Here is a 22,653-nt window from a genome sequence, read left to right as displayed (position 1 = left end):
CGCGTCCTCGCAGGTGCGGTGGCGGCGGTTCGGAAGGGGCAGGGCAGGCGGTCGTCACGCGGGTAGTTTCGCCCAGCGGCGCGCCCAGCGGCGTGATGGTGGCGACTTGCCGCCCGTGCCGGCACACAGGTACCGTGCAGGCACGCCAAGGAGTCCCGCATGCGCCGCCTGCCCGCGGTGGGCCTGCCCACCGACAGCACCGTGATGGGCCATCACCGTTTCGCGATGGCCGGCGAGAAATATGTCCGCGCGCTGGTGGACGCCGCCGAAGTGACGCCGTGGCTGCTGCCCAGCCTGCAACCGCCACTGCCTGCCGCAGACTGGCTGCAGGATCTGGACGGGCTGCTGCTGACCGGCGCGGTCAGCAACATCGAGCCGCAGCACTATGAAGGCGGGCGCACCTGGTCGGGAAATCCGCATGATCCGGCGCGCGACGCCAACGCGTTCGCGCTGCTGCAGGCCGCCCTGGCGCTGGACCTGCCGGTGCTGGCGATCTGCCGCGGCTTCCAGGAACTGAATGTCAGCCTGGGGGGCAGCCTGCACCCGCAGGTACATGCCGTGCCGAACCTGGCCGATCATCGCGAAGATCCGCAGGCCGCGGTCGAGGTGCAGTACGGGCCGGCGCACAGCGTGCAACTGGTCGCCGGCGGCTGGCTCTGGCAGTGGCACGGCGACGACACCGCGCAGGTCAATTCCGTGCACGGCCAGGGCATCGCACGGCTGGCGCCCGCGCTGCAGGTCGAGGCCACCGCCAGCGACGGCCTGGTCGAAGCCGCACGCAGTATCCACCACCGCTTCGTGCTGGGCGTACAGTGGCACCCGGAGTGGCGTGTCACGCAGACGCCGTTCTATCACGCTATTTTCCGTGCTTTCGGCCAAGCTTGCCGTCAGTACCAACAGAATCGACTGGATGCCCGATGAGTTCCCGACCGCGCCCGCGCAAGACGGCCACGCCCCCCGAGCCGCAGGAAAGCAGCCTGCTGCGCTGGCTGAAGGAACGGCGCATCACCGAAGTGGAATGCCTGGTGCCGGATATCACCGGCAACGCGCGCGGCAAGATCATTCCCGCCGACAAGTTCTCGCACGACTACGGCACGCGCCTGCCTGAAGGCATCTTCGCCACCACGGTCACCGGTGAGTTTCCCGATGACTACTACGACCTGACCTCGCCCTCGGATTCGGACATGATGCTGCGCCCGGACCCGGACACCGTGCGCATGGTGCCGTGGGCGGCCGATGCCACCGCGCAGGTCATCCATGACTGCTACACCAAGAGCGGCGAGCCACACGAGCTGGCCCCGCGCAACGTGCTGCGCCGCGTGCTGGCCGCCTACGCCGAGCTGGGCCTGCGCCCGGTGGTGGCACCGGAACTGGAATTCTTCCTGGTGCAGAAGAACACCGACCCGGATTTCCCGCTGCTGCCACCGGCCGGCCGTTCCGGGCGCCCGGAAACCGCGCGGCAGTCGTACTCGATCGATGCAGTGAACGAATTCGATCCCATCCTCGACCTGATGTACGACTACGCCGATGCGATGAAGCTGGACGTGGACACCTTGATCCACGAATCCGGTGCGGCGCAGCTGGAAGTCAATTTCACCCATGCCGATGCGATGGACCTGGCCGACCAGGTATTCCTGTTCAAGCGCACCATGCGCGAGGCGGCGATGCGCCACGGCGTGTACGCCACCTTCCTGGCCAAGCCGATGGAGAACGAGCCGGGCAGTGCCATGCACATCCACCAGAGCCTGGTGCGGGTGAGCGACGGCAGCAACGTGTTCGCCGGCGAGACCCATGCCGAAGGTGAATTCAGCCCGGTGTTCGGCCACTACCTGGGCGGCCTGCAGAAATACGTGCCGCAGGCGATGGCCTTCTTCGCCCCCAACGTCAACTCGTACCGTCGCCTGGTGTTCGGTGAAGTCTCGCCCAGCAACGTGCACTGGGGCTATGACAACCGCACCTGTGGCCTGCGGGTGCCGCTGGATACACCGGAAAACATGCGGGTGGAAAGCCGCTTCGCCGGGTCCGACGCCAACCCCTACCTGGCGATGGCCGCGACCCTGGCCTGCGGCCTGCTCGGCATCCGCGAGCGGCTGGCCCCGGATGCGCCGGTGACCGGCAGCGCCAAGGAACTGGGCTACAACCTGCCGCGCTCGCTGGGCGAGGCATTGGATGGGCTGGAACAGTGCGCCGAACTGCAGGCCCTGCTGGGCGAGCGCTTCTGCCGCGCCTACATCTCGGTCAAGCGCAAGGAATACGAGACCTTTTTCCGGGTGATCAGCTCCTGGGAGCGTGAGTTCCTGCTGTTGAACGTGTGAAAACCCGCAATTGATGAATGAGCCGCCGGGGGGTAGGCTGGCACCCGTCGCCGGCCCGGCCGGCCCCCCACCCGCATTCTGGAGCACCCGATGAAGCTGCGTATCCTCACGCTCGGCCTGGCCTCCGCCTTGCTCGCCGCCTGTGGCGGCGGTGGCAACGGTGGCGCGCAGGACAGCAAGGTCCTGAACGTCTACAACTACAGCGACTACATCGCCGAAGACACCATCCCGAACTTCGAGAAGCAGAGCGGGACCAAGGTCACCTACGATGTGTTCGACAGCGACGAGATGGTCGAAACCAAGCTGCTGGCCGGCAACAGCGGTTACGACGTGGTGGTGCCCACGCTGAACTTCTTCGGCCGCCAGATCCAGGCCGGCGTGTTCCTGCCGCTGGACAAGAGCAAGATCCCGAACCTGGCCAACCTGGACCCGTCGGTGATGCAGCGCATCGCCACCCAGGACCCGGACAACAAGTACGGCGTGCCGTACATGATCGGCACCACCGGCATCGGCTACAACGTGGACATGCTGAAGGAGCGCTTCGGCGGCAGCGCCGACATCGCCAACAGCTGGGACCTCATTTTCAAGCCGGAAAACATCGCCAAGATGAAGGACTGCGGCGTGACCATCCTGGACACGCCGGCCGACATGATCCCGATCGCCCTGCATTACCTGGGCCTGGACCCGCACAGCGGCGACCCGGCCGAACTGCAGAAGGCTGCCGACCTGCTGAAGTCGATCCGCCCGTACGTGCAGAACTTCCATTCCTCGCAGTACGTGGGGTCGCTGGCCAACGGCGGCACCTGCCTGGTGGTGGGCTGGTCGGGTGACATCATCCAGGCCCGCGACCGCGCCGAAGAAGCCAGCAACGGCGTGCACGTGGCTTATTCGATTCCCAAGGAAGGCGCGCCGCAGTGGTTCGACATGCTGGCCATCCCCAAGGACGCCAAGCACCCCGAGGCCGCCTACGCCTTCATCAACTACCTGCTGGAACCGAAGGTTGCCGCAGCCAACACCAACTTCATTCACTACGCCAACCCGGTGACCGCCGCCACCCCGCTGGTGGACGAAGCGATCCGCACCGACCCGACCATCTACCCGCCAGCCGACGTCGCCGCGAAGATGTTCACCTACTCGATCAACACCCCGGAAACCGACAAGCTCTACACGCGCCTGTGGACCGAAGTGAAGACCGGCAAGTAAAAATCGGTTGATGCAGTACAGAGAAAACGGAGGCCAACGGCCTCCGTTTTTTTTGCTTCTGCTCTGCCTTTGCTCTGCCGTTGACCTCCTGTCCGCCGCCGGGATGCGTGAGGGCAGGGTGCAGAGCCGGGGGCTTGGCCAGGACCGTAGGCGCCATGGGCCGGGCGCATGCGCCCGGCGGGTTGGGCAGGACGCCCAACCCCGGTCTTGCCGCGTGCGCAGGACAGCGCACGCGAGCAAGGCGCCTACGAGCCCCATGGATGGGTTCACCGCGTGTCCTGGCCAAGCCCCCGGCTCTGCAACCTGCCAACCGGGAACTCATCACCGGCACGCGACAAACGCTTTCACCTCGCCTCCGCACTCCTTCCCCTACCGTCCCGTATGGCACTGACCACCGCCACAACGAGACGATGACCGACCAGCCCCAGCGCACAGACGCCCCCACTGACGAAGACGCCTCCAGCAAAGAGGACAAGCCCTCGCCCCTGAAGAACCCCAAGGTCCGCTGGACCCTGGCGATCATCGGCATCGTCGTGGCCATCGCATTGATCGCCTGGCTGGTCTACCACCTGCTTGTCGGCCGTTACCTGCAGGACACCAACAACGCCTACCTGCAGGCCGACGCCGTCGCCGTCGCCCCGCGCATCAACGGCTACGTCACCGACGTCCTGGTGCAGGACAACCAATGGGTAAAGGCCGGGCAACCGCTGCTGCGCATCGACCCGCGCACCTACCGCGCCACCCTGGACCAGGCCGAAGCCGTGATCGCCGTGCGTGAAGCCGATATCGCCGCCGCCACCGCCGGCGTGCAGGGCCAGCAGTCCAGCCTGCTGCAGGCGCGTACGCAACTGGTGGCCGCCAGCGCGTCGCTGCGCTTCGCCCGCGCCGAACTGGCCCGCTTCACCCCACTGGCCGCCAGTGGTGCCGACACCCATGAACACGTGGAAAGCCTGCGCCACGACCTGGAACGCGCACAGGCACAGCACGATGCGGCCAAGGCGCAGATTGCCGGCGCACAGAGCCAGATCGAAGCCAGCCAGGCCCAGCGCGAACAGGCCGAGGCCGGGCTGAAGCAGGCCCAGGCCGACGCCGCCCAGGCCCGCGTGGCCTTCGAAGACACCGAACTGCGCGCGCGCATCGACGGCCGCATCGGCAACAAGACCGTGCAGGTGGGCCAGTTCGTGGCCGCCGGTACCCGCACCATGACCGTGGTGCCGGTGGCCGCGCTGTATCTCAGCGCCAACTTCAAGGAAACCCAGGTCGGCCTGATGCGCGCCGGGCAACCGGCCGAGATCAAGGTCGATGCGCTGCCGGGCACCACGTTGAAGGGCACGGTGGAAAGCATTTCACCGGGCACCGGTTCGCAGTTCGCGCTGCTGCCGCCGCAGAATGCCACGGGCAACTTCACCAAGGTCGTGCAGCGCGTGCCGGTGCGCATCCGCGTGGACGCCGGCACCGAGGCGCGCAAGGTGCTGGTGCCGGGCATGTCGGTGGAGGTGACCGTGGACACCCGCAGCGCGAAGGACGACGCCGAGCGCAGCCGCGACGAAGCCGAGGCCCGCGGCGCACGATGAACGCTGCAACCGCACCTGCTGCGCCCGCCGCGCAAGGCAAGGCCGACGCCGCGGCGTGGCTGGCGGTAGCCGCCGGCACCATCGGCTCGTTCATGGCCACGCTGGATATTTCCATCGTCAACGCCGCACTGCCCACCATCCAGGGCGAGGTCGGCGCCAGTGGTACTGAAGGCACCTGGATCTCCACCGCGTTCCTGGTCTCGGAAATCGTGATGATTCCGCTGACCGGCTGGTTCGTGCGCACACTGGGGCTGCGCACCTTCCTGCTGATCTGCGCCACGCTGTTCACCGCGTTTTCGGTGATGTGCGGGCTGGCCGATTCATTGCCGATGATGATTGCCGGACGGGTAGGGCAGGGCTTTGCCGGCGGCGCACTGATTCCCACTGCGCTGACCATCGTCGGCACGCGCCTGCCGCCGAAACAGCAGCCGCTGGGCACCGCGTTGTTCGGCATGACCGTCATCCTCGGCCCGGTGATCGGCCCGCTGCTGGGCGGCTGGCTGACCGAAAACGTCAGCTGGCACTACGCGTTCTTCATCAACGTGCCGATCTGCGCCGGTCTGGTCGCGCTGCTGCTGCTGGGCCTGCCGCACGAGAAATCGGACTGGGGCGGGCTGCTGCGTGCCGACTGGCTGGGCATCGTCGGCATGACCGCCGGCCTGTCCGCACTGACCGTGGTACTGGAAGATGGCCAGCGCGAGCGCTGGTTCGAATCCACGATGATCGTGGTGCTCAGCATCGTCTCGCTGCTGGGCTTTGCCCTGCTGGCGGTCTCGCAGTTCACCAGCAAGGCACCGGTCATCCGCCTGAACATCCTGTTCCAGCGCAGCTTCGGCGCGGTGTTCGTGATGGTGATGGCGGTCGGCATGATCCTGTTCGGGGTGATGTACATGATCCCGCAGTTCCTGGCGATCATCGCCGGCTACAACACCGAACAGGCCGGTTACGTGCTGCTGCTGGCGGGCTTGCCAACCATCCTGCTGATGCCGTTGATGCCGAAGATGCTGGAAACGGTGGACGTGCGCATCATGGTGTTCGGCGGCATGCTGTGCTTTGCCGCGGCGTGCTTCGTCAACCTGGGCCTGAGCCCGGACAGCATCGGACCGCACTTCGTGGTCGGCCAGCTGCTGCAGGGCTGCGGGCTGGCGCTGGCAATGATGGCGCTGAACCAGGCCGCCATCACTTCGGTGCCGCGTGAGTACACCAGCGATGCGTCCGGGCTGTTCAACGCCGCGCGCAACCTGGGCGGCTCGATCGGCCTGGCGATCATTTCCACGTTCCAGGAACGGCGTACCACCCTGCATGTGGATGCGATCGGCAGCAGCGTCACCGCCAACTCCACCCTGGCGCAGGACGCACTGCATGCCTACGGCCAGCAGCTGGGCGATGCCGGCCAGGCCGTGGCCGTGCTGGCGCAGACCGTACAGATGCAGGCGATGGTGATGGCCTACAACGATCTGTTCTGGATCTTCGGCCTGATCGTGGTGCTCACCTTTCCCCTGGTGTTCCTGCTCAAGCCCCTGCCCAAGGGCGTTCCCCTGGCGATGCACTGATGACTTCGACTTCCTTGCCCGTTCCCTTCCGCCTGCGCGGCCTGTGCCCGGCCCTGCTGCCGCTGCTGCTGGCCGGTTGCATGCTGGGGCCCGATTACGTGAAACCGGAGCTGGCCGGCAACGCCACCGCGCAGGCACAGCTGCACCGCGCCGCACAGGCCGGCGTGCAGCCGGCCACGCCCCCCAGCCAATGGTGGCGCGCGCTGAATGATCCGCTGCTGGACCAGCTGGTGGACGAGGCGCTGCGCAACAGCCCCGACCTGCGTGCCGCGCAGGCCAAGCTGCTGGCCTCGCGCGCGCTGCAGCGCCAGCGCCGTGCCGAGCAGCTGCCATCGGTGGGCGCTGCCGCCGGCTACGCCAACGTCAAGGCGCCTGATTCGCTGGAAAACAGCGTGCGCGGCCTGGGCGACAACATCGCCAGCGTGGCCGAGGCCAACGGCCGGCCACAGGAGGCCGCGCAGCTGCGCCAGCAGTTCGCCGACCTCGATCTGGACACCGAGCTGTACGTGGCCGGCTTCGATGCCAGCTGGGAACTGGACCTGTTCGGTCGCCGCCGCCGTGCAGCCGAGCAGGCCACTGCCGAGGCCGAGGCCAATGCGGCCGCGCTGGCCGATGCACAGGTGCAGCTGGCCGCCGAGCTGGCCCAAGTCTACCTGGGCTACCGCAGCAGCCGTGAACGCATCGCCCTGGCCGAAGACAACCTGCATGCGGCCGCAGACAGCCTGCAGTTGACCCGGCAGCGTCGCCAGCGCGGCGCCGATTCGGACCTGCAGGTCGAGCGCGCGCAGGCGCAGCTGCAACAGCAGCAGGCCGCGCTGCCGCCGCTGCGCGCGCAGGCCGACGAAGCGCGCGATGTGCTGGCGCTGATGGTCGGCCGCGAGCCCGGCGCGCTGGATGCGCGCCTGGCCGTCGACCAGCCGCTGCCACAGCTGCCGGCCAGCGTGCCGGTGGGCGATGCTGGCGCGCTGATCCAGCGCCGGCCCGACGTGCGCAAGGCCGAGCGCGAACTGGCGGCCTCGTCGGCGCAGATCGGCCAGGCCCTGTCCGCCTATTTCCCGCAGGTCACCCTGCTGGGAACTATCGGTGCCGGGGCTGCCTCGGCGTCCGACCTCGGCCCGGATTCGGCGGCCACGATCGTGGCCCCGTTCCTGCGGTGGTCGCTGTTTGACTTCGGGGTGAACAAGGCGCGGGTGGCGCAGGCCCGGGCTGGCAACCAGGCGCGCCTGGCGGCCTACGAAAGCAGCGTACTGGCGGCCCTGCAGGACGCCAACACCGCCTTGGCACGCTTCGGCGCGGCGCGCGAGCAGCTGCAGGCCAGTGAACGGGCGCAGGCCTCGGCCGAGCGGTCGCTGGCGCTGATGACGCAGCGCCGCCAGGCCGGGGCGACCTCGCAGATCGACCTGCTGGACGTGCAGCGCCAACGCCTGCAGGCCCAGGACGGTGCCGCACAGGCGCGCCTGCAGCTGCTGGTGCGCTACGTCGCGCTGCAGAAGAGCCTGGGGCTGGGCTGGCAGGATGCGCCGCCGGTGGCCGCGCGTTGACCCTGCCCGCCGCCCGCCACACCCCGTCATACCGCCATCGCCCCCCGGCCGGTAGAATGGCCGCCGCTGTCCACCGCCCGCTCCCGGAGCCCCCATGCCCGTTGAAGCCCAGCCGGAAGCCGCCGCCGTTGATATGGCGGGTGCGCCCGGCTACCTGTCCATTCGTGATCTGCGCAAGGAATTCGACGGCTTCGTCGCCGTCGATGACGTCAACCTGGACGTGCGCAAGGGCGAGATCTTCGCCCTGCTCGGCGGATCGGGCAGTGGCAAATCGACCCTGCTGCGCTGCCTGGGCGGCTTCGAGACCCCCACCAAGGGCAGCATCACCCTGGATGGCCAGCGCCTGGACGCGCTGCCGCCGTACCAGCGGCCGGTCAACATGATGTTCCAGTCCTATGCGCTGTTCCCGCACATGACGGTCGAACAGAACATCGCCTTTGGCCTGAAGCAGGACGGCCTGGACAAGGCCGCCATCGCCCGGCGCGTGGGCGAGATGCTGGAACTGGTGCAGATGGGCCACCTGGGCAAGCGCAAGCCGCACCAGCTGTCCGGTGGCCAGCAGCAGCGCGTGGCGCTGGCGCGGTCGCTGGCCAAGGGCCCGAAACTGCTGCTGCTGGACGAACCGATGGGCGCGCTGGACAAGAAGCTGCGCTCGCAGATGCAGCTGGAACTGGTCAGCATCATCGAATCCTCCGGCGTGACCTGCGTGATGGTCACCCACGACCAGGAAGAGGCCATGACCATGGCCACCCGCATCGCGGTGATGGATGCCGGCTGGATCCAGCAGGTCGGCAAGCCCGACGAGGTCTACGAACAGCCGGCCAACCGCTTCGTGGCCGGCTTCATCGGCTCGGTCAACCTGTTTGACGGGGTGATCGACGAAGATCTGCCCGAGTACGTGACCGTGCGCTCGCCGCTGTTCCCGGCGCCGGTCTACATCGCCCACGGCATCACCTGCTACGAAGGGCAGCCGGTGGCGTTCGCGCTGCGTCCGGAAAAGGTGATGATCGGCAAGGACGAGCCGGAAGGGCACACCAACAAGGCGCAGGGCGTGATCGAGGACATCGCCTACTTCGGCAGTCACTCGGTCTACCACGTGCGTCTGCCCAGTGGTGCCAAGGTGCTGGCCAACTTCGCCAACTCGCAGCGCTGGGCCAGCGATGGCCTGACCTGGGGCGACCCGGTCTGGGTGCACTGGCGCGACAACGACGGCGTGGTGCTGACCTCATGAGCGCGGCGGGCCTGAAGCGCTGGCTGCCGGGCACGCGTGCCACGGTCATCGGCATTCCCTACCTGTGGCTGCTGCTGTTCTTCGCCGTGCCGTTCCTGATCGTGCTGATGATCAGTTTCTCGCACAGCCGGGTCGGCTCGCCGCCGTATACCTGGCTGCTGCAGTACGTCGACGGCGCGTTCTCGCTGAAGCTGAACCTGGAAAACTACCTGGCGCTGTTCCGCGATTCGATCTACGCCCAGGCATTCCTCAGTTCAATCAAGATCGCGGCGATCTCGACCTTCCTGACCCTGCTGATCGGTTATCCGATGGCCTATGCCATCGCGCGCCTGTCGCCGGCCGCGCGCAACGTGGCGATGATGCTGGTGGTGCTGCCGTCGTGGACCTCGTTCCTGATCCGCGTGTACGCGTGGAAGGCGATCCTGGACCGCAACGGTCTGCTCGACCAGTTCCTGCAGTTCACCGGCCTGCAGTCGCTGATGACCAGCCTGGGGCTGCCCAAGCTGCAGCTGATCGATACGCCCACGGCGGCCTACATCGGCATCGTGTACTGCTACCTGCCGTTCATGGTGCTGCCGCTCTACGCCAACCTGGTCAAGCATGACCACCGCCTGCTGGAAGCGGCCTACGACCTCGGTGCCAAGCCCTGGCAGGCGTTCGTGCGCATCACCCTGCCGTTGTCCAAGGCGGGCATCATCGCCGGCTGCATGCTGGTGATGATTCCGGCGGTGGGTGAATTCGTGATTCCGGAAATGCTGGGCGGCTCGGAAACGCTGATGGTGGGCCGCCAGCTGTGGAACGAGTTCTTCAACAACCGCAACTGGCCCGGCGCTTCGGCCATGGCGGTGGCGATGATCGTGCTGCTGCTGGTGCCGATCCTGTGGTTCAACCGGTCCCAGCAGCGCCTGCTGGAAGGGAAGCAGGCATGAGCCCGCGCACCGCCAAGGGCCTGGGGCTGGGCGTGCTGGTGCTCGGCTTCGCGTTCCTGTACCTGCCCATCCTGCTGTTGATGTTCTATTCGTTCAACAGTTCGCGGCTGGCGATGGTCTGGGCCGGGTTTTCCACCCGCGCCTACGGCGATCTGTTCGCCGACCGCGCGCTGATGGAGGCGATGTGGACCAGCCTGGTGGTGGCCTTCTGGACCGCCTGTACCGCCACGGTGCTGGGCACGCTGGCGGCGATGGTGATGACCCGCTTCAAGCGCTTCCGCGGCAAGCCGGTGTTCGGTGCGCTGGTGACCGCGCCGCTGGTCATGCCCGATGTCATCCTGGGCTTCTCGCTGATGGCCCTGCTGGCCTCGATGGGCGCCATTCCCGGCTTCCCGGCGCGTGGGCTGGCCACGATCTGGATCGCGCATGTCACCTTCACCCTGTGCTTCGTCACCGTGGTGGTGTCCTCGCGCCTGCAGGAAATGGATCTGTCGCTGGAAGAAGCGGCGATGGACCTGGGCGCCAGCCGGCTGACTGTGTTCACCCGCATTACCCTGCCGATCATCGCCCCGGCATTGGTGGCGGGCTGGCTGCTGGCCTTCACCCTGTCGCTGGATGACGTGGTGGTGGCCAGCTTCGTGGCCACGCCTGGTTCAACCACGCTGCCGATGAAGGTGTTTGCCTCGGTGCGCATGGGCATCAGCCCGAAGATCAACGCCCTGGCCACCCTGCTGGTGTCGGCGGTGTCGATTGCTGCGGTGATCGGCTGGTACATCAACGCGCGTGCGGAAAAGCGCCGCCAGCGCGACCTGCAGCTGGCCCGCCAGGACAACGGCTGACGCCGCAGCAACGCCTGGCTCACGGCCAGCGGCGCACAATGGGGGTCACCCTGATGGAGACCCCCCCATGACCGTCGAGATCATCGATCCGGCCACCGGCCAGGTGACCTACCGCCATGAACTGATCGGCGCTGCCGACATCGAGCAGCGCCTGCAGGCGGCGGCCGACGCCTTCCCGGCCTGGGCCGAACGGTCGCTGCAGGACCGCGGCGCCATCCTGCGCCAGATCGCCGCGCAGCTGCGCAGCCGCCGCGACGACCTGCAGCAGGCGATGACCCACGAGATGGGCAAGCTCAAGGCCGAGGCGCTGGCCGAAGTGGACAAGTGCGCGGCGGCCTGCGAGTTCTACGCCGATCACGCGGCCGACTACCTGAAACCGCAGTTGATCGACACCGAGGCCCAGCGCAGTTACGTGCGTTACGAGCCGATCGGCTGCGTTTTCGCCGTCATGCCGTGGAATTTCCCGATCTGGCAGGTGTTCCGTTTCCTGGCGCCGGCGTTCATGGCCGGCAACGTGGCCCTGCTCAAGCACGCCAGCAACGTGCCGCAGTGCGCCGACCTGATCCTGGCGGTGTGCCGCGATGGTGGCCTGCCGGACGGTGTGTTCGACGTGCTGCACATCGACAACGACCAGGCCGCCGAGGTACTGCGCGATGCGCGGGTGAAGGCCGTTACCTTGACCGGCAGCGAGCGGGCAGGGCGCTCCATCGCTTCCAACGCCGGCAGTCAGTTGAAGAAGTCGGTGATGGAACTGGGCGGCAGCGATGCGTTCGTGGTGCTCGATGATGCCGACCTGGACAAGGCGGTGGCGGCGGCAGTGAAGTCGCGCTTCGACAACAGTGGCCAGACCTGCATTGCGGCCAAGCGTTTCATCGTGGTGGAGGCCGTGGCCGACGAATTCACCCGCCGCTTCGTCGAAGCAGCAGGGGAGCGGCAATACGGCGATCCCGATGCGCGCGGCACCACGCTGGCACCGATGGCGCGTGCCGACCTGCGCGATGAGCTGCACACGCAGGTGCAGGCCAGCGTGGCCAAGGGCGCGCGCGTTCTGCTGGGCGGCGAGCCGATTGCCGGTACCCACGCAGGCTACCCGGCCACCGTGCTGGACCAGGTGGGCCCGGGCATGCCGGCCTACGACGAGGAACTGTTCGGGCCGGTGGCCGCGGTGATCCGCGTGGCCGACGAGGCGCAGGCCCTGCGCGTGGCCAACGACACCCGTTTCGGCCTGGGCGGCAGCGTGTGGACCGCCGACGTTGTGCGCGGCGAGCGCTTCGCCCAGCGCATGGAATGCGGCGCAGCCTTCGTCAATGCCATCGTCAAGAGCGATGCGCGCCTGCCGTTCGGCGGAAGCAAGCAGTCCGGCTTCGGCCGCGAACTGGCCGACCACGGCATCCATGAGTTCATGAACATCAAGACCGTCTACGTAGCCTGACTCCTGCACTGTAGAGTCGAGCCATGCTCGACTGCTGTTGTGCCCTTGTAGAGTCGAGCGTGCTCGACTGCTTTGCGAACAGCAGTCGAGCAAGCTCGACTCTACAGAATGCGCCTTACAACCATTTCGCGCGCTTGAACAACCGGTACAACCCCACGCACACCGCGCCCACGCCAACGATCATCAATGGATACGCCCACGGCTGGTTCAACTCGGGCATGTGACTGAAGTTCATGCCGTACCAGCTGGTGATCAAGGTCGGCGCGGCCAGCAACGCCGCCCACGCACCCAACCGCTTCACGGTCTCGCCCTGCGCCAGCGTCACCAGCGACAGGTTCACGCTCAACGCGGTGCCCAGCATCTCGCGCAGGGTGTCGATCACATCGCTGATGCGCACGGCGTGGTCATGCACGTCGCGCACATACAGCTTCACTTCGTCGGGAATCAGATCGCCCTGGTAGCGGCGCAGCTGGGCCAGCACATCCTGCAGCGGCGCCACGGCCATGCGCATCTTGTTCAGTTCGCGCTTCAGCTCATACAGCCGCACCACGGTGCTGCGCTTGTAGCTCTCGGCGAAGATGTCCTTCTCCAGCAGCTCCAGCGTGTCGCGGAAGCGGTTGGTGATCGGCAGGTAGTTGTCGACCACGAAGTCGGTCACCGCGTACAGGCAGTACGAGGGCCCCATCTTCAGCAGTTGCGGTTCGCGTTCCACGCGGGTGCGCACCGGTGCGTAGGACAGCGAAGCGCCGTGGCGCACGGTCACCAGGAAGCGCGGGCCCAGGAACGCGTGGGTTTCACCGTACTGGATGCGCTCGTCCACCATCTGCGCGGTGGTCACCACCACGAACAGGGAATTGCCGTAGGCCTCGACCTTGGGCCGCTGGTGCGCGTTGCGCGCATCCTCGATGGCCAGGTCATGCAGGCAGAATTCTTCCTGCAGTTTCAGCAGTACGGCGTCGGCCGGATCGTACAGGCCGACCCAGACAAAGCCGTTTCCACTGGCGATTACATCGCTGATGGCATCCAGGCTGATGTCGTGGCGTTTGCCCTGGTCATCGTAGTGGACGCAGTTGATGACACAGGCGGGATTGGCCGAAGCGGCCGTGGAAGCAGGGGCGGGCAATGACATGCCCGCCATCGTGCGTCACTGCGCCGTGTGGGACAAGTGAGGGCGGCGCGCCAGCACCCAGGCCAGCGCCACATGCACCGGCAGCAGCAGCACAATCCACTGCACGTTGTACTGCGCCTGCAGGCTCAGCCAGTGCAGTACCAGTGCGGCCACCGACTGCAACGCCAGCAGCCACAGGACGATGCTGAACACGCGACCCGGCACGCGCCCGCGCAGCAGCGCGATGGCGCCCGGCAGCAGCAGCACCGCCAGCGGTGACAGCAGCAGCAGGTTGCGGTTGGCCCATGCGGCGTAGTGGATGCTGAAGCCCCACAGGAACACCAGCAGGCCGCCAGCGATCGTGCACAGCAGCCACAGCGGCAGGGCCAGCCCGGCCAGCACGCGCGGGCGCTGGCGCAGGGCCACGATGCCTGCGGCGGCCAGCAGGCCACACAGCAGCCACGGCCACCAGCGTCGCGGGAACTCCTTCGGTTCGGCGGCGATGCGGTGCGGCAGCAGTTCCTGCTCGCTCTGCACCAGCGGTCGGCCATCGCTGTTGCGCACCTGGCGCAGGGCATCGGCCAGGCGCATGGGCACGAACGCTTCCTGCCAGCGCGACAGCGGCTGGTCGGCAAACGGGCCCAGGCCGACGTCGAAGCCCAGCCACATCCACGGTGCCGGCGAGGCCAGGCGCACCGACTCGCTGCGGTAGGTATTGCCGCGCGAGCGCCCCGACAGCTGCGCATGCAGGCCGCCGCCCAGGGCCTTGTCCAGGGTGTCGCGCACCATGGTGGCGCAGTTGGCGGTGTAGTAGTCGTAGTGGTAACGCGCGTTTTCCGGCTTGGCCCGCTCGGCCAGGCCGTCGGCCAATGCCCGCGCCTGGTCGGGGCGCAGGTCCAGCCACTGCACGCTGGCCCCGCGTCCGGTCTCGTCGTAGTAGGACAGGTCCTGCTGCAGCGGCAGCGCCACCAGGTAGTACATCATCTCGCCGCGCACGAAGCGGCTGATGAAATCCTGTTCCGACGGATCGAAGTAGCCGAAGTTGTAGGAGGTGGCCGCACCACTGACCGGGTCCAGCACCACGATGGCGTCATGGCCGAAGCGTTCGAAGAACACCGTGCCCGGCTGCATGGTCACCACGCCGATACGCGGTGGCGCTGCCTCGGCAGCCGCTGCGGGAACCGCTGCGGCCTGCGCGAACGCTGCCACCGGCAGGACCAGGGCCAGCGTGCACAGCGCCAGCCATGCCAGCATCAACAGGCCGCGGCGCTTCAAGCGTCGTCCTGCGCGTCCGGCGGCAGCACGGTCACATGGAAGGCCTGCACCCGGCGCGCGTCGGCGCGGGCCACGCGGAACATGAAGCGGTCCAGCGCCAGCTCGTCGCCCACTTCCGGCAGGTGGCCCACGGCCTCGGTCACCAGGCCGCCGATGGTGTCGTAGTCCTCATCGGAGAAGGTGGCACCGAAGCGCTCGTTGAAATCGCCGATCGGGGTCAGTGCGTCCACCACATACTGGCCATCGGCCTGGATGGCGATCTGCGCCGACGGGTCTTCGGCCTCGTCGTGCTCGTCGTCGATCTCGCCGACGATCTGTTCCAGCACGTCCTCGATGGTGACCAGGCCGGCGACGCCGCCGTATTCGTCCACCACCATCGCCATGTGGTTGCGCGACAGGCGGAATTCCTTCAACAGCACGTTGAGCTTCTTGGCCTCGGGAATCAGCACCGCAGGCCGCAGCAGCTCGCGCACGTTGGCCGGGCCGTTGTCGGCCACCACGCCGCGCAGCAGGTCCTTGGCCAGCAGGATGCCAAGGATGTCGTCCTTGTTCTCGCCGTGCACCGGGAAGCGCGAATGGCCGGATTCGACCACCTGCTTCATCAGTTCCAGGAAGGGCGCTTCCACCGGCAGCGAGACCATCTGCGAACGCGAGATCATCACGTCGCCCACGGTCAGCTCGGCCACCGAAATGGCACCTTCCATCATTTTCAGGGTATCGGCGGCGATCAGCCCTTCGTCCTGCGCGGTGTGCAGTACGGCGACCAGCTCGTCGCGGGTATGGGGTTCGCCGGAGAAGGCGGCCGTCAGGCGTTCCAGCCAGCCGCGCTTCTTTTCATTGGGCTCCTGCGGGGAGCTACTACTGTCGTCTTCAGACATCTCTGGAAAAAGGGCACCCGGAAACCCGGGCGTTGGCCCCAGTCTAGCAGGATGTGAGGGCCTTTCAGTGACCGCTGCCGGCCGCGGCCGGGGCCTCGTCCTCGGCCGGCAGGTCCAAGCTGTAGGTGCAGCCGGCCAGGGTCCGGCCGGGGTGGCTGGCCACCGTGGACACGCTCAGGATGACCGACTCGATCTGCGCCTCGCCGGTCTTCGGGTCGGTCACATCGCGGCTGACCACCTCGCGGCCGGCCATGAATTTGCCGCCCTGGTCGTACCCCGTTTCCAGCGCCAGGCGGCTGGCCAGCAGGTGCGGGTCAGCCTGGTCCAGCACGGCCATCACGCTGGCACCGGCCACCGCGATGTGGTCGGTCTGTTGGCCGAACACGGTGATCGGGTTGGCCAGGCGGAACTCGGTCATGAACTGATTGGCCTGCGGCAGCGGCTGCAGGCCGTTGGCCACGGCTTTCAGCGGATCGGCCAGCAGGGGCGCCAGTGCGGCATGGTCGGCCACGCCCTGACGGCATTCGATCAGTGCGGGCAGGTCCAGCGGTGCCGCCGAGGCGGTGGCGGCAAGGGAGGCAAGCAGCAGGGGCAGGGAAGTACGCAGCACGAAGGGGGCTCCGTTGTAGCGCCGAGCCCATGCTCGGCGGGATAGTGCCGCCGAGGAGGGGGCTCGGCGCTACGGGAGGGCGTTCAGCGCTCGCCGGCGTAGGGGTCGTCGATGCCCAGCTCGGCCAGGATTTCGCGCTCCAGCTGCTCCATCGCCTCGGCTTCCTTGTCGTCCTCGTGGTCCCAGCCCAGCAGGTGCAGCACGCCGTGCACGGTCAGGTGCGCGTAGTGTGCGTTCAACGCCTTGCCCTGTTCGTCGGCTTCGCGTGCCACCACCGGCGCGCAGATCACCAGGTCACCCAGCAGCGGGAATTTCACTCCCTTGGGCAGGCCCTCGGGCAGCTCGGCGGGGAAGCTGAGCACGTTGGTGGCGTAATCCTTGCCACGGTAATGGCGGTTCAGCGACTGGCCTTCCTTCGCGTCGACCACGCGGATGGCCAGGTCGGCTTCGCGGATGCGGCCTTTCAGTGCGGCGGCCACCCATTTGCGGAAACTGACGGCGGCCGGCAGGCCGGTGCGGGGCAGCGCATAGCTGATGGCGACATCCAGTCGCACGGGACCTTTGGTCATGGGGTGGCTCCGGGTTGGATCTGGTGCAGGTCGCGGCGGTCGTAGGCACTGACGATGCGGGCCACCAGCGGGTGACGCACCACGTCGCGCGCTTCGAAGAAGGTGAAGCTGACCCCGTCCACATCGCGCAGCACGTCGATGGCATCGCGCAGGCCCGATTTCACGTGCTTGGGCAGGTCGGTCTGGGTCAGGTCGCCGGTCACCACCGCGGTGGAACCGAAGCCCAGGCGGGTCAGGAACATCTTCATCTGTTCGATGGTGGTGTTCTGTGCCTCGTCCAGGATCACGAACGCATCGTTCAGCGTGCGCCCGCGCATGTAGGCCAGCGGCGCGATCTCGATCACGTTCCTTTCCAGCAGCTTGACCACTTTCTCCACGCCCAGCATTTCATACAGGGCGTCGTACAGCGGGCGCAGGTAGGGATCGACCTTCTGTGACAGGTCGCCGGGCAGGAAGCCCAGCTTCTCGCCCGCTTCCACGGCCGGGCGTACCAGGATCAGGCGCTGCACGCGCGATTCGTTCAGCGCTTCCACCGCGCTGGCCACCGCCAGGAAGGTCTTGCCGGTCCCGGCCGGGCCGATGCCGAAGTTGATGTCGTGGGTGGTGATCTGGTGCAGGTAGCGGGCCTGGTTGGCGCCGCGGCCGCGCACGGTGCCACGCTTGACCTTGATCGCCACCTCCTGCGCTTCATACGCGCGCTCGGCGATCTGGTCCAGGTTGGCCTTGGCCAGGCGCAGATGGATGGCGTGGTTGTCGAAGGTGGTTTCGGCGGTCTCGGCGTACAGCGCCTCAATCAGCTTCTGCGCTTCGGCGGTGGCCTCGCCGCGCCCGCTGATGCGGAACACGAAGCCACGGTTGGCGATCTCCACGCCGAGCTTCAGCTCGATCTGGCGCAGGTGCCCATCGAAGGGGCCGGACAGGTTGGCCAGTCGCTCGGTATCTTCCGGCGACAGGGTGAAATCTCGATGCTCGATGCTTTTCATTGCAGAGGGTGGGGCGGGTTCGCCGTCCACCGCGGTGGGTCAGGGAAGACAAGGGTAGCGCGCGGACGGGCGGGGCGACAGTTCTCCACACCGGGTGTGGATCGGCGCCGAAGAAAGCTGTGGACAAGTGGGTGCGGTGCCCACCCCGCAACGCTTGTGAAGCGCTGGTGAAAAATGTGCCAGGCAACAACGGGGTCAGATCCCCGAAGGGGCTCTGACCCCATCGATGGGGCCCCGGTGGGTGCCGACCGTTGGTCGGCACACCTCCCTTACTCCGCCACCACCCGCGCGCGCAGCGAATTGGTCAGCGCTTCGGTAATCACCACATCCACGAACTGGCCGATCAGGCGCGCCGGCGCCGGGAAATTCACCGACCGCATGTTCTCGGTCTTGCCGGTCAACTCGTTCGGGTTCTTGCGCGACGGGCCTTCCACCAGCACGGTCTGCACGGTGCCAACCATCTTTTCGGAAATGCTGGCCGCGTGCGCATTGATGCGTTCCTGCAGGCGCGACAGGCGCGCATGCTTTTCGGCATCGCTGATCGTGTCCTCCAGATCGGCCGCCGGGGTGCCCGGGCGACGCGAATAGATGAAGGAGAAGCTGTGATCGAAGCCGATGTCCTCGATCAGCTTCATGGTCTTCTCGAAATCGGCGTCGGTTTCGCCGGGGAAGCCGACGATGAAGTCCGAGCTGATCGAGATGTCCGGGCGCACAGCGCGCAGCTTGCGGATCTTCGACTTGAATTCCAGTGCGGTGTAGCCGCGCTTCATCGCCGACAGCACCCGGTCGCTGCCGGCCTGCACCGGCAGGTGCAGGAAGTTGGCCAGCTGCGGTACGTCGCGGAACGCATCGACCAGCGAATCGCTGAACTCCAGCGGGTGCGAGGTGGTGAAGCGGATGCGGCCGACGCCGTCGATCTCGGCAATGGTGCGGATCAGCAGGCCGAGGTCGGCGAACTCACCATCGCCATAGGGGCCACGGTAGGCATTGACGTTCTGGCCGAGCAGGTTGATCTCGCGCACGCCCTGCGCGGCCAGCTGGGCCACTTCCACCACCACGTCCTCGAACGGGCGGCTGACCTCGGTGCCGCGGGTATAGGGCACCACGCAGAACGAGCAGTACTTGGAGCAGCCTTCCATGATCGACACGAAGGCCGAGGCACCCTCGGCGCGCGGCTCCGGCATGCGGTCGAACTTCTCGATTTCCGGGAAGCTGATGTCCACCTGCGGGCGCTTCTGTTCGCGGCGGGCGCGGATCAGTTCCGGCAGGCGGTGCAGGGTCTGCGGGCCGAACACCAGATCGACGAACGGCGCGCGCTTGATGATCGCTTCGCCTTCCTGCGAGGCCACGCAGCCGCCCACGCCGATGATGACCTCGCGGCCCTGGTTCTTCAGGCCCTTCCACACGCCCAGCTGGCTGAACACCTTCTCCTGCGCCTTTTCGCGGATGGAGCAGGTGTTGACCAGGATGACGTCGGCGTCTTCCGGGCGGTCGGTCAGTTCCAGGCCATCGCTGGCGGCGAGCACGTCGGCCATTTTCGCCGAGTCGTACTCGTTCATCTGGCAACCGTGGGTCTTGATGTACAACTTGCCTTTCACCTGGTCGGGCTTGCGCGGACCAGTGGGCAGGGCAACGAGCGGGGTACCGCCCGGCGTGGCGGGCGGAAAGACGTCTGGCGTCCCGGTCATGGCGCTTAATCCATTCGGGTGGCGGGAAAGGCGGCAATTCTACCCGCATCCCGCACCGCCCGCCGGTAGCGCCAGGCCATGCCCGGCGGAATTCATCCACGCATGGCGTGGGTCTACCGCCCCCCGTCAGGCCGCCACCAGCTCCGCGTCGATCTGCCGCGAGCGGTCGAACGCGGTCAGTTCCGCCATCCGGGCGATGAACGCAGCGGTGGCCGGTGCCGGCTTCACCAGGCCGAACGCGGTGGTCCACTGCAGGGCGTTGCCCCACAGCACGTCGGCGGCACTCATGGTGTCACCCAGCAGGTACGGCCCCTGCGCCAACTGGGCCTCGATCACCTGCAGCACGGTGTCGGCATCGTTGTAGGGCGAAAACGCATGCGGCGGCGGGTCGCGGTGCATTGCCCGGTCGATCATCGCTGGTTCGAAGCAGGCCCCGTAGAAGGCCATCCAGCGCAGGTAGGGGCCTCGCAGGGCATCGCCGATGGGTGGCGCGAGCCCGGCTTCGGGGTACAGGTCGGCCAGATACAGGTAGATCGCCACCTGCTCGGTTACCAGCGCCCCGTCATGGACGATGGCCGGCACCTTGCCCATCGGGTTGATCGCCAGGTAGGCCGGGGCCAGGTTGGCGCCGGCCTTCAGGTCCAGCACATGCAGGCGGTAATCGGCGCCGAGTGCCTCCAGCAGGGCGACGGCACCGCTCGAGCGGGAGCGGGCGGCGTGGTACAGGGTGATCAGGCGCGATGACATCGTGGTGCTCCTTGCAGTAAGAGGGGTGAACCGTGGGGCCATGCTGGGGCACAATCGCGGACGACTTCTGTCCTCGATCCTTCATGCGCCATACCGCCCATCGACTGCTGCGCCTGATCGCCCTGCTGCAGGCCCGCCGCCACTGGTCGGGCACCGAGCTGGCCGAGCGCATGGGCGTGGACCGGCGCAGCATCCGCCGCGACATCGAGCGGCTGCGCGAACTGGGCTACCCGGTGCAGGCCTCGGCCGGGGTCGGCGGCGGCTACCGCCTGGGGTCAGGCGCGCCGGTGCTGCCGATGCTGCTGGATGAGGAAGAAGCGACCACCCTGGCCATTGCCCTGCGCGCGGCCTCGGCCACGGTGTCCGGCATCGACGACACGGCGCGTGGCCTGCTGTCCAAGCTCGATCCCCTTGTCCCCACCCGGCGGCGCCAGCAGGCTGGGGAAGTGCACGCCGCCACCGCCACGCTGAACGAGCTGCCGGCGACCGATGCGCGTCTGCTTGGCCGGCTGGCCCAGCACTGCCGGCAGGCCTCGCGACTGGCCTTTGAATACCGAAGTGGGCAGGACGTGGTCACCCAGCGCCAGGTCGAGGCCCAGCATCTGGTCAACTACGGGCGGCGCTGGTACCTGCTGGCGTGGGATCTGGGGCGGCAGGACTGGCGCACCCTGCGGGTGGACCGGATGGGGGCGGTGCAGGCGCTGGCCGATCCCGGCCTGCATCGGCGCACCCCGGCCCCGCCGGACGTGATGGTGCGCCAGGCGGTCAGCCAGGCGCCGTTTGCCCTGCAGGCCATCCTGCGCCTGGCCGGTAGTCAGGCCGAACTGGAAGGTCGCATTCCGCCCTGGTGCGGCGTACTGGAGGCCGACGGGCCGCAGCACTGCCTGCTGCGCATGGGCGCCGAGAGCCGGGGCATGATGCTGGCGCAGATCCTCAGCCTGGATCGCCTGCCGCTGGCGCTGTGGACCACGCCCGAGACCCTGCGGCAGGAGCTGGCAGAGCGGCTCGGCGGGTTGAGCGCGGTGCTGTCTGTGCCACCGGTCACGGACTGAAGCCCGGCGCTTGGCAAGGCCCGTCGAAGCTGGGACACTCGCGCCCATGAAGGGGAGACTGGGGACAACGGCGATCATCATCGCTGCGCTGACCGCTGCGCCGGCCAGTGCAGGCACCCTGTACAAGTGTGAAGGCGCCGACGGGGTTACCAGCTACGTCAGCAAGCGCGTGGCTGGGGCGCGCTGCACCACCATCAGCTATACCCGCCAGCCCAATCGTCCAGCACGCCCGGTCGCGCCAGCGCCCACACCCATGGCTGCCGCCGCACCGGTGACCGTGGCCAGCGCAGAGCGCAATCCGGTCGCCGTGGCCGCCAGTGCCGCCAGCCCGGCCGTTGCCCCCGCCGCGGCACCTGCGACCACGCCGCGCGCGGGCCGCACGGTCAGTGGCCAGGTCTATTCGTACATGAAGGACGGGGTTCGCCACTACACCAGTGCGCGGCCGGCGCAGGTGGCCAATCTTGGGCCGGTGCGGACCATCCGCTACAGTTTCATCGAACGCTGCTACGCCTGCGGGGTCAATCCGCGCGTCGACTTCGGCAGCGTGCGGCTCAACACCACCTCGTTCCAGACTGAGATCGCGTCGGCCGCACGCGAATTCGGCGTGGAAGAAGCCGTGGTGCGCGCGATCATCCATGCCGAATCGGCCTACAACCCCACCGCGCTCAGCCGCGCCGGTGCGCAGGGGCTGATGCAGCTGATGCCGCCCACCGCGGCACGCTTCGGTGTCGCCGATTCCTACGATGCCAGCCAGAACATCCGCGGCGGCGTGCAGTATCTGGCGTGGCTGCTGAAGCGCTTCAATGGCGACCTGACCCTGGCCGCTGCCGGCTACAACGCCGGCGAGGGCGCGGTCGACCGCCATGGTGGCGTGCCCCCGTACAGTGAAACCCAGTACTACGTGCGCCGGGTCGGCCAACTGGCCGATCGCTACCGCACCGCACTAAGCCACCAGTAGCGCCAGGCCATGCCTGGCGAGCGAAGCGGCGAGGCGTCGGCACACGTTCAAAATTTTGTTGCACCGCGTTGTGTGGCGCGCGACGGTTCCGCTACACTCGACCACGATTCAATGCGGCTCTGGCCCCCACCGGATCCGCTGGCAGCCTTAAAGCTACCTAATCAATAT

General features: G+C 67.4%; 20 protein-coding genes. 12 read left to right on the top strand and 8 right to left on the bottom strand.

From position 1 onward, the window contains the following. Window positions 1–159 precede the first annotated feature (159 nt). The 10 genes from RTY46_RS06120 (at window position 160) to RTY46_RS06075 (ending at window position 12,617) form a co-directional block, all read left to right on the top strand. Window positions 160–921 carry a gamma-glutamyl-gamma-aminobutyrate hydrolase family protein gene (locus RTY46_RS06120; protein ID WP_312707199.1) on the top strand — a complete coding sequence of 254 codons (762 nt, stop codon included), beginning with the start codon at window positions 160–162 and terminating at the stop codon, window positions 919–921. Further along, entirely contained in the window at window positions 918–2,315 is a 1,398-nt protein-coding gene (locus RTY46_RS06115) for a glutamine synthetase family protein (RefSeq protein ID WP_312707197.1), read from the top strand. The genes RTY46_RS06120 and RTY46_RS06115 overlap by 4 nt, the downstream gene beginning before the upstream one ends. A 90-nt stretch (window positions 2,316–2,405) precedes the next feature. Continuing rightward, window positions 2,406–3,518 carry a polyamine ABC transporter substrate-binding protein gene (locus tag RTY46_RS06110; RefSeq protein ID WP_312707195.1) on the top strand — a complete coding sequence of 371 codons (1,113 nt, stop codon included), beginning with the start codon at window positions 2,406–2,408 and terminating at the stop codon, window positions 3,516–3,518. Window positions 3,519–3,928: 410 nt separating this feature from the next. Beyond that, window positions 3,929–5,092: an HlyD family secretion protein gene (locus RTY46_RS06105; protein ID WP_312707194.1), complete on the top strand. Its 1,164-nt coding sequence runs from the start codon at window positions 3,929–3,931 to the stop codon at window positions 5,090–5,092. Continuing rightward, complete coding sequence (locus tag RTY46_RS06100) at window positions 5,089–6,645, top strand: DHA2 family efflux MFS transporter permease subunit (RefSeq protein WP_312707193.1); 1,557 nt, start codon at window positions 5,089–5,091, stop codon at window positions 6,643–6,645. Before RTY46_RS06105 ends, RTY46_RS06100 begins: the two co-directional genes overlap by 4 nt. Continuing rightward, entirely contained in the window at window positions 6,645–8,186 is a 1,542-nt protein-coding gene (locus RTY46_RS06095) for an efflux transporter outer membrane subunit (protein WP_312707192.1), read from the top strand. The genes RTY46_RS06100 and RTY46_RS06095 overlap by 1 nt, the downstream gene beginning before the upstream one ends. A 94-nt stretch (window positions 8,187–8,280) precedes the next feature. Continuing rightward, window positions 8,281–9,417 (top strand): polyamine ABC transporter ATP-binding protein, encoded by a 1,137-nt coding sequence (potA, locus tag RTY46_RS06090; RefSeq protein WP_312707191.1) that lies wholly within the window; start codon window positions 8,281–8,283, stop codon window positions 9,415–9,417. Beyond that, a complete protein-coding gene (locus tag RTY46_RS06085; protein WP_312707190.1) occupies window positions 9,414–10,346 on the top strand; it encodes an ABC transporter permease subunit in 933 nt (310 codons plus the stop codon). Before potA ends, RTY46_RS06085 begins: the two co-directional genes overlap by 4 nt. Beyond that, complete coding sequence (locus RTY46_RS06080) at window positions 10,343–11,185, top strand: ABC transporter permease subunit (protein ID WP_312707189.1); 843 nt, start codon at window positions 10,343–10,345, stop codon at window positions 11,183–11,185. Before RTY46_RS06085 ends, RTY46_RS06080 begins: the two co-directional genes overlap by 4 nt. Window positions 11,186–11,252: 67 nt before the next feature. Then, window positions 11,253–12,617, top strand: coding sequence for an NAD-dependent succinate-semialdehyde dehydrogenase (locus RTY46_RS06075; RefSeq protein ID WP_312707188.1), 1,365 nt, complete (start codon window positions 11,253–11,255; stop codon window positions 12,615–12,617). Between the two features lie 115 nt (window positions 12,618–12,732). On the opposite strand, the gene RTY46_RS06070 is transcribed toward RTY46_RS06075, so the two are convergent. From RTY46_RS06070 to RTY46_RS06035, 8 genes are all read right to left on the bottom strand, one after another. After that, window positions 12,733–13,755, bottom strand: coding sequence for a magnesium and cobalt transport protein CorA (locus tag RTY46_RS06070; protein WP_312707187.1), 1,023 nt, complete (start codon window positions 13,753–13,755; stop codon window positions 12,733–12,735). Window positions 13,756–13,761: 6 nt separating this feature from the next. Beyond that, window positions 13,762–15,000 carry a DUF4105 domain-containing protein gene (locus RTY46_RS06065; RefSeq protein WP_312707185.1) on the bottom strand — a complete coding sequence of 413 codons (1,239 nt, stop codon included), beginning with the start codon at window positions 14,998–15,000 and terminating at the stop codon, window positions 13,762–13,764. Then, complete coding sequence (locus RTY46_RS06060; protein WP_108749147.1) at window positions 14,997–15,878, bottom strand: transporter associated domain-containing protein; 882 nt, start codon at window positions 15,876–15,878, stop codon at window positions 14,997–14,999. Before RTY46_RS06060 ends, RTY46_RS06065 begins: the two co-directional genes overlap by 4 nt. A gap of 64 nt (window positions 15,879–15,942) precedes the next feature. Further along, window positions 15,943–16,488 carry a hypothetical protein gene (locus tag RTY46_RS06055; protein WP_312707184.1) on the bottom strand — a complete coding sequence of 182 codons (546 nt, stop codon included), beginning with the start codon at window positions 16,486–16,488 and terminating at the stop codon, window positions 15,943–15,945. An 83-nt stretch (window positions 16,489–16,571) separates the two neighbouring features. Then, the gene (ybeY, locus tag RTY46_RS06050; RefSeq protein ID WP_108749149.1) at window positions 16,572–17,057 is read right to left on the bottom strand and encodes an rRNA maturation RNase YbeY; all 486 of its coding nucleotides are present in this window, start codon (window positions 17,055–17,057) and stop codon (window positions 16,572–16,574) included. After that, entirely contained in the window at window positions 17,054–18,040 is a 987-nt protein-coding gene (locus RTY46_RS06045; RefSeq protein WP_312707183.1) for a PhoH family protein, read from the bottom strand. Before RTY46_RS06045 ends, ybeY begins: the two co-directional genes overlap by 4 nt. Before the next feature lie 269 nt (window positions 18,041–18,309). Continuing rightward, the gene (gene miaB, locus RTY46_RS06040) at window positions 18,310–19,728 is read right to left on the bottom strand and encodes a tRNA (N6-isopentenyl adenosine(37)-C2)-methylthiotransferase MiaB (RefSeq protein WP_312707182.1); all 1,419 of its coding nucleotides are present in this window, start codon (window positions 19,726–19,728) and stop codon (window positions 18,310–18,312) included. A gap of 126 nt (window positions 19,729–19,854) precedes the next feature. After that, on the bottom strand, window positions 19,855–20,475 hold the full coding sequence (locus RTY46_RS06035; protein WP_108755838.1) for a glutathione S-transferase family protein: 621 nt from the start codon (window positions 20,473–20,475) through the stop codon (window positions 19,855–19,857). Between the two features lie 83 nt (window positions 20,476–20,558). Between RTY46_RS06035 and RTY46_RS06030 the strand changes: the two genes are divergently transcribed. Beyond that, window positions 20,559–21,527 (top strand): WYL domain-containing protein, encoded by a 969-nt coding sequence (locus tag RTY46_RS06030; RefSeq protein ID WP_312707181.1) that lies wholly within the window; start codon window positions 20,559–20,561, stop codon window positions 21,525–21,527. Between the two features lie 46 nt (window positions 21,528–21,573). Next, on the top strand, window positions 21,574–22,485 hold the full coding sequence (locus RTY46_RS06025) for a lytic transglycosylase domain-containing protein (RefSeq protein ID WP_312707180.1): 912 nt from the start codon (window positions 21,574–21,576) through the stop codon (window positions 22,483–22,485). The last annotated feature ends 168 nt before the right edge of the window (window positions 22,486–22,653 follow it).

Origin of the sequence: Stenotrophomonas sp. (assembly GCF_032056425.1) — a bacterium.
In the GTDB taxonomy this organism is placed as follows: Bacteria; Pseudomonadota; Gammaproteobacteria; order Xanthomonadales; family Xanthomonadaceae; genus Stenotrophomonas.
This window is presented reverse-complemented; position numbering and strand designations above follow the sequence as displayed.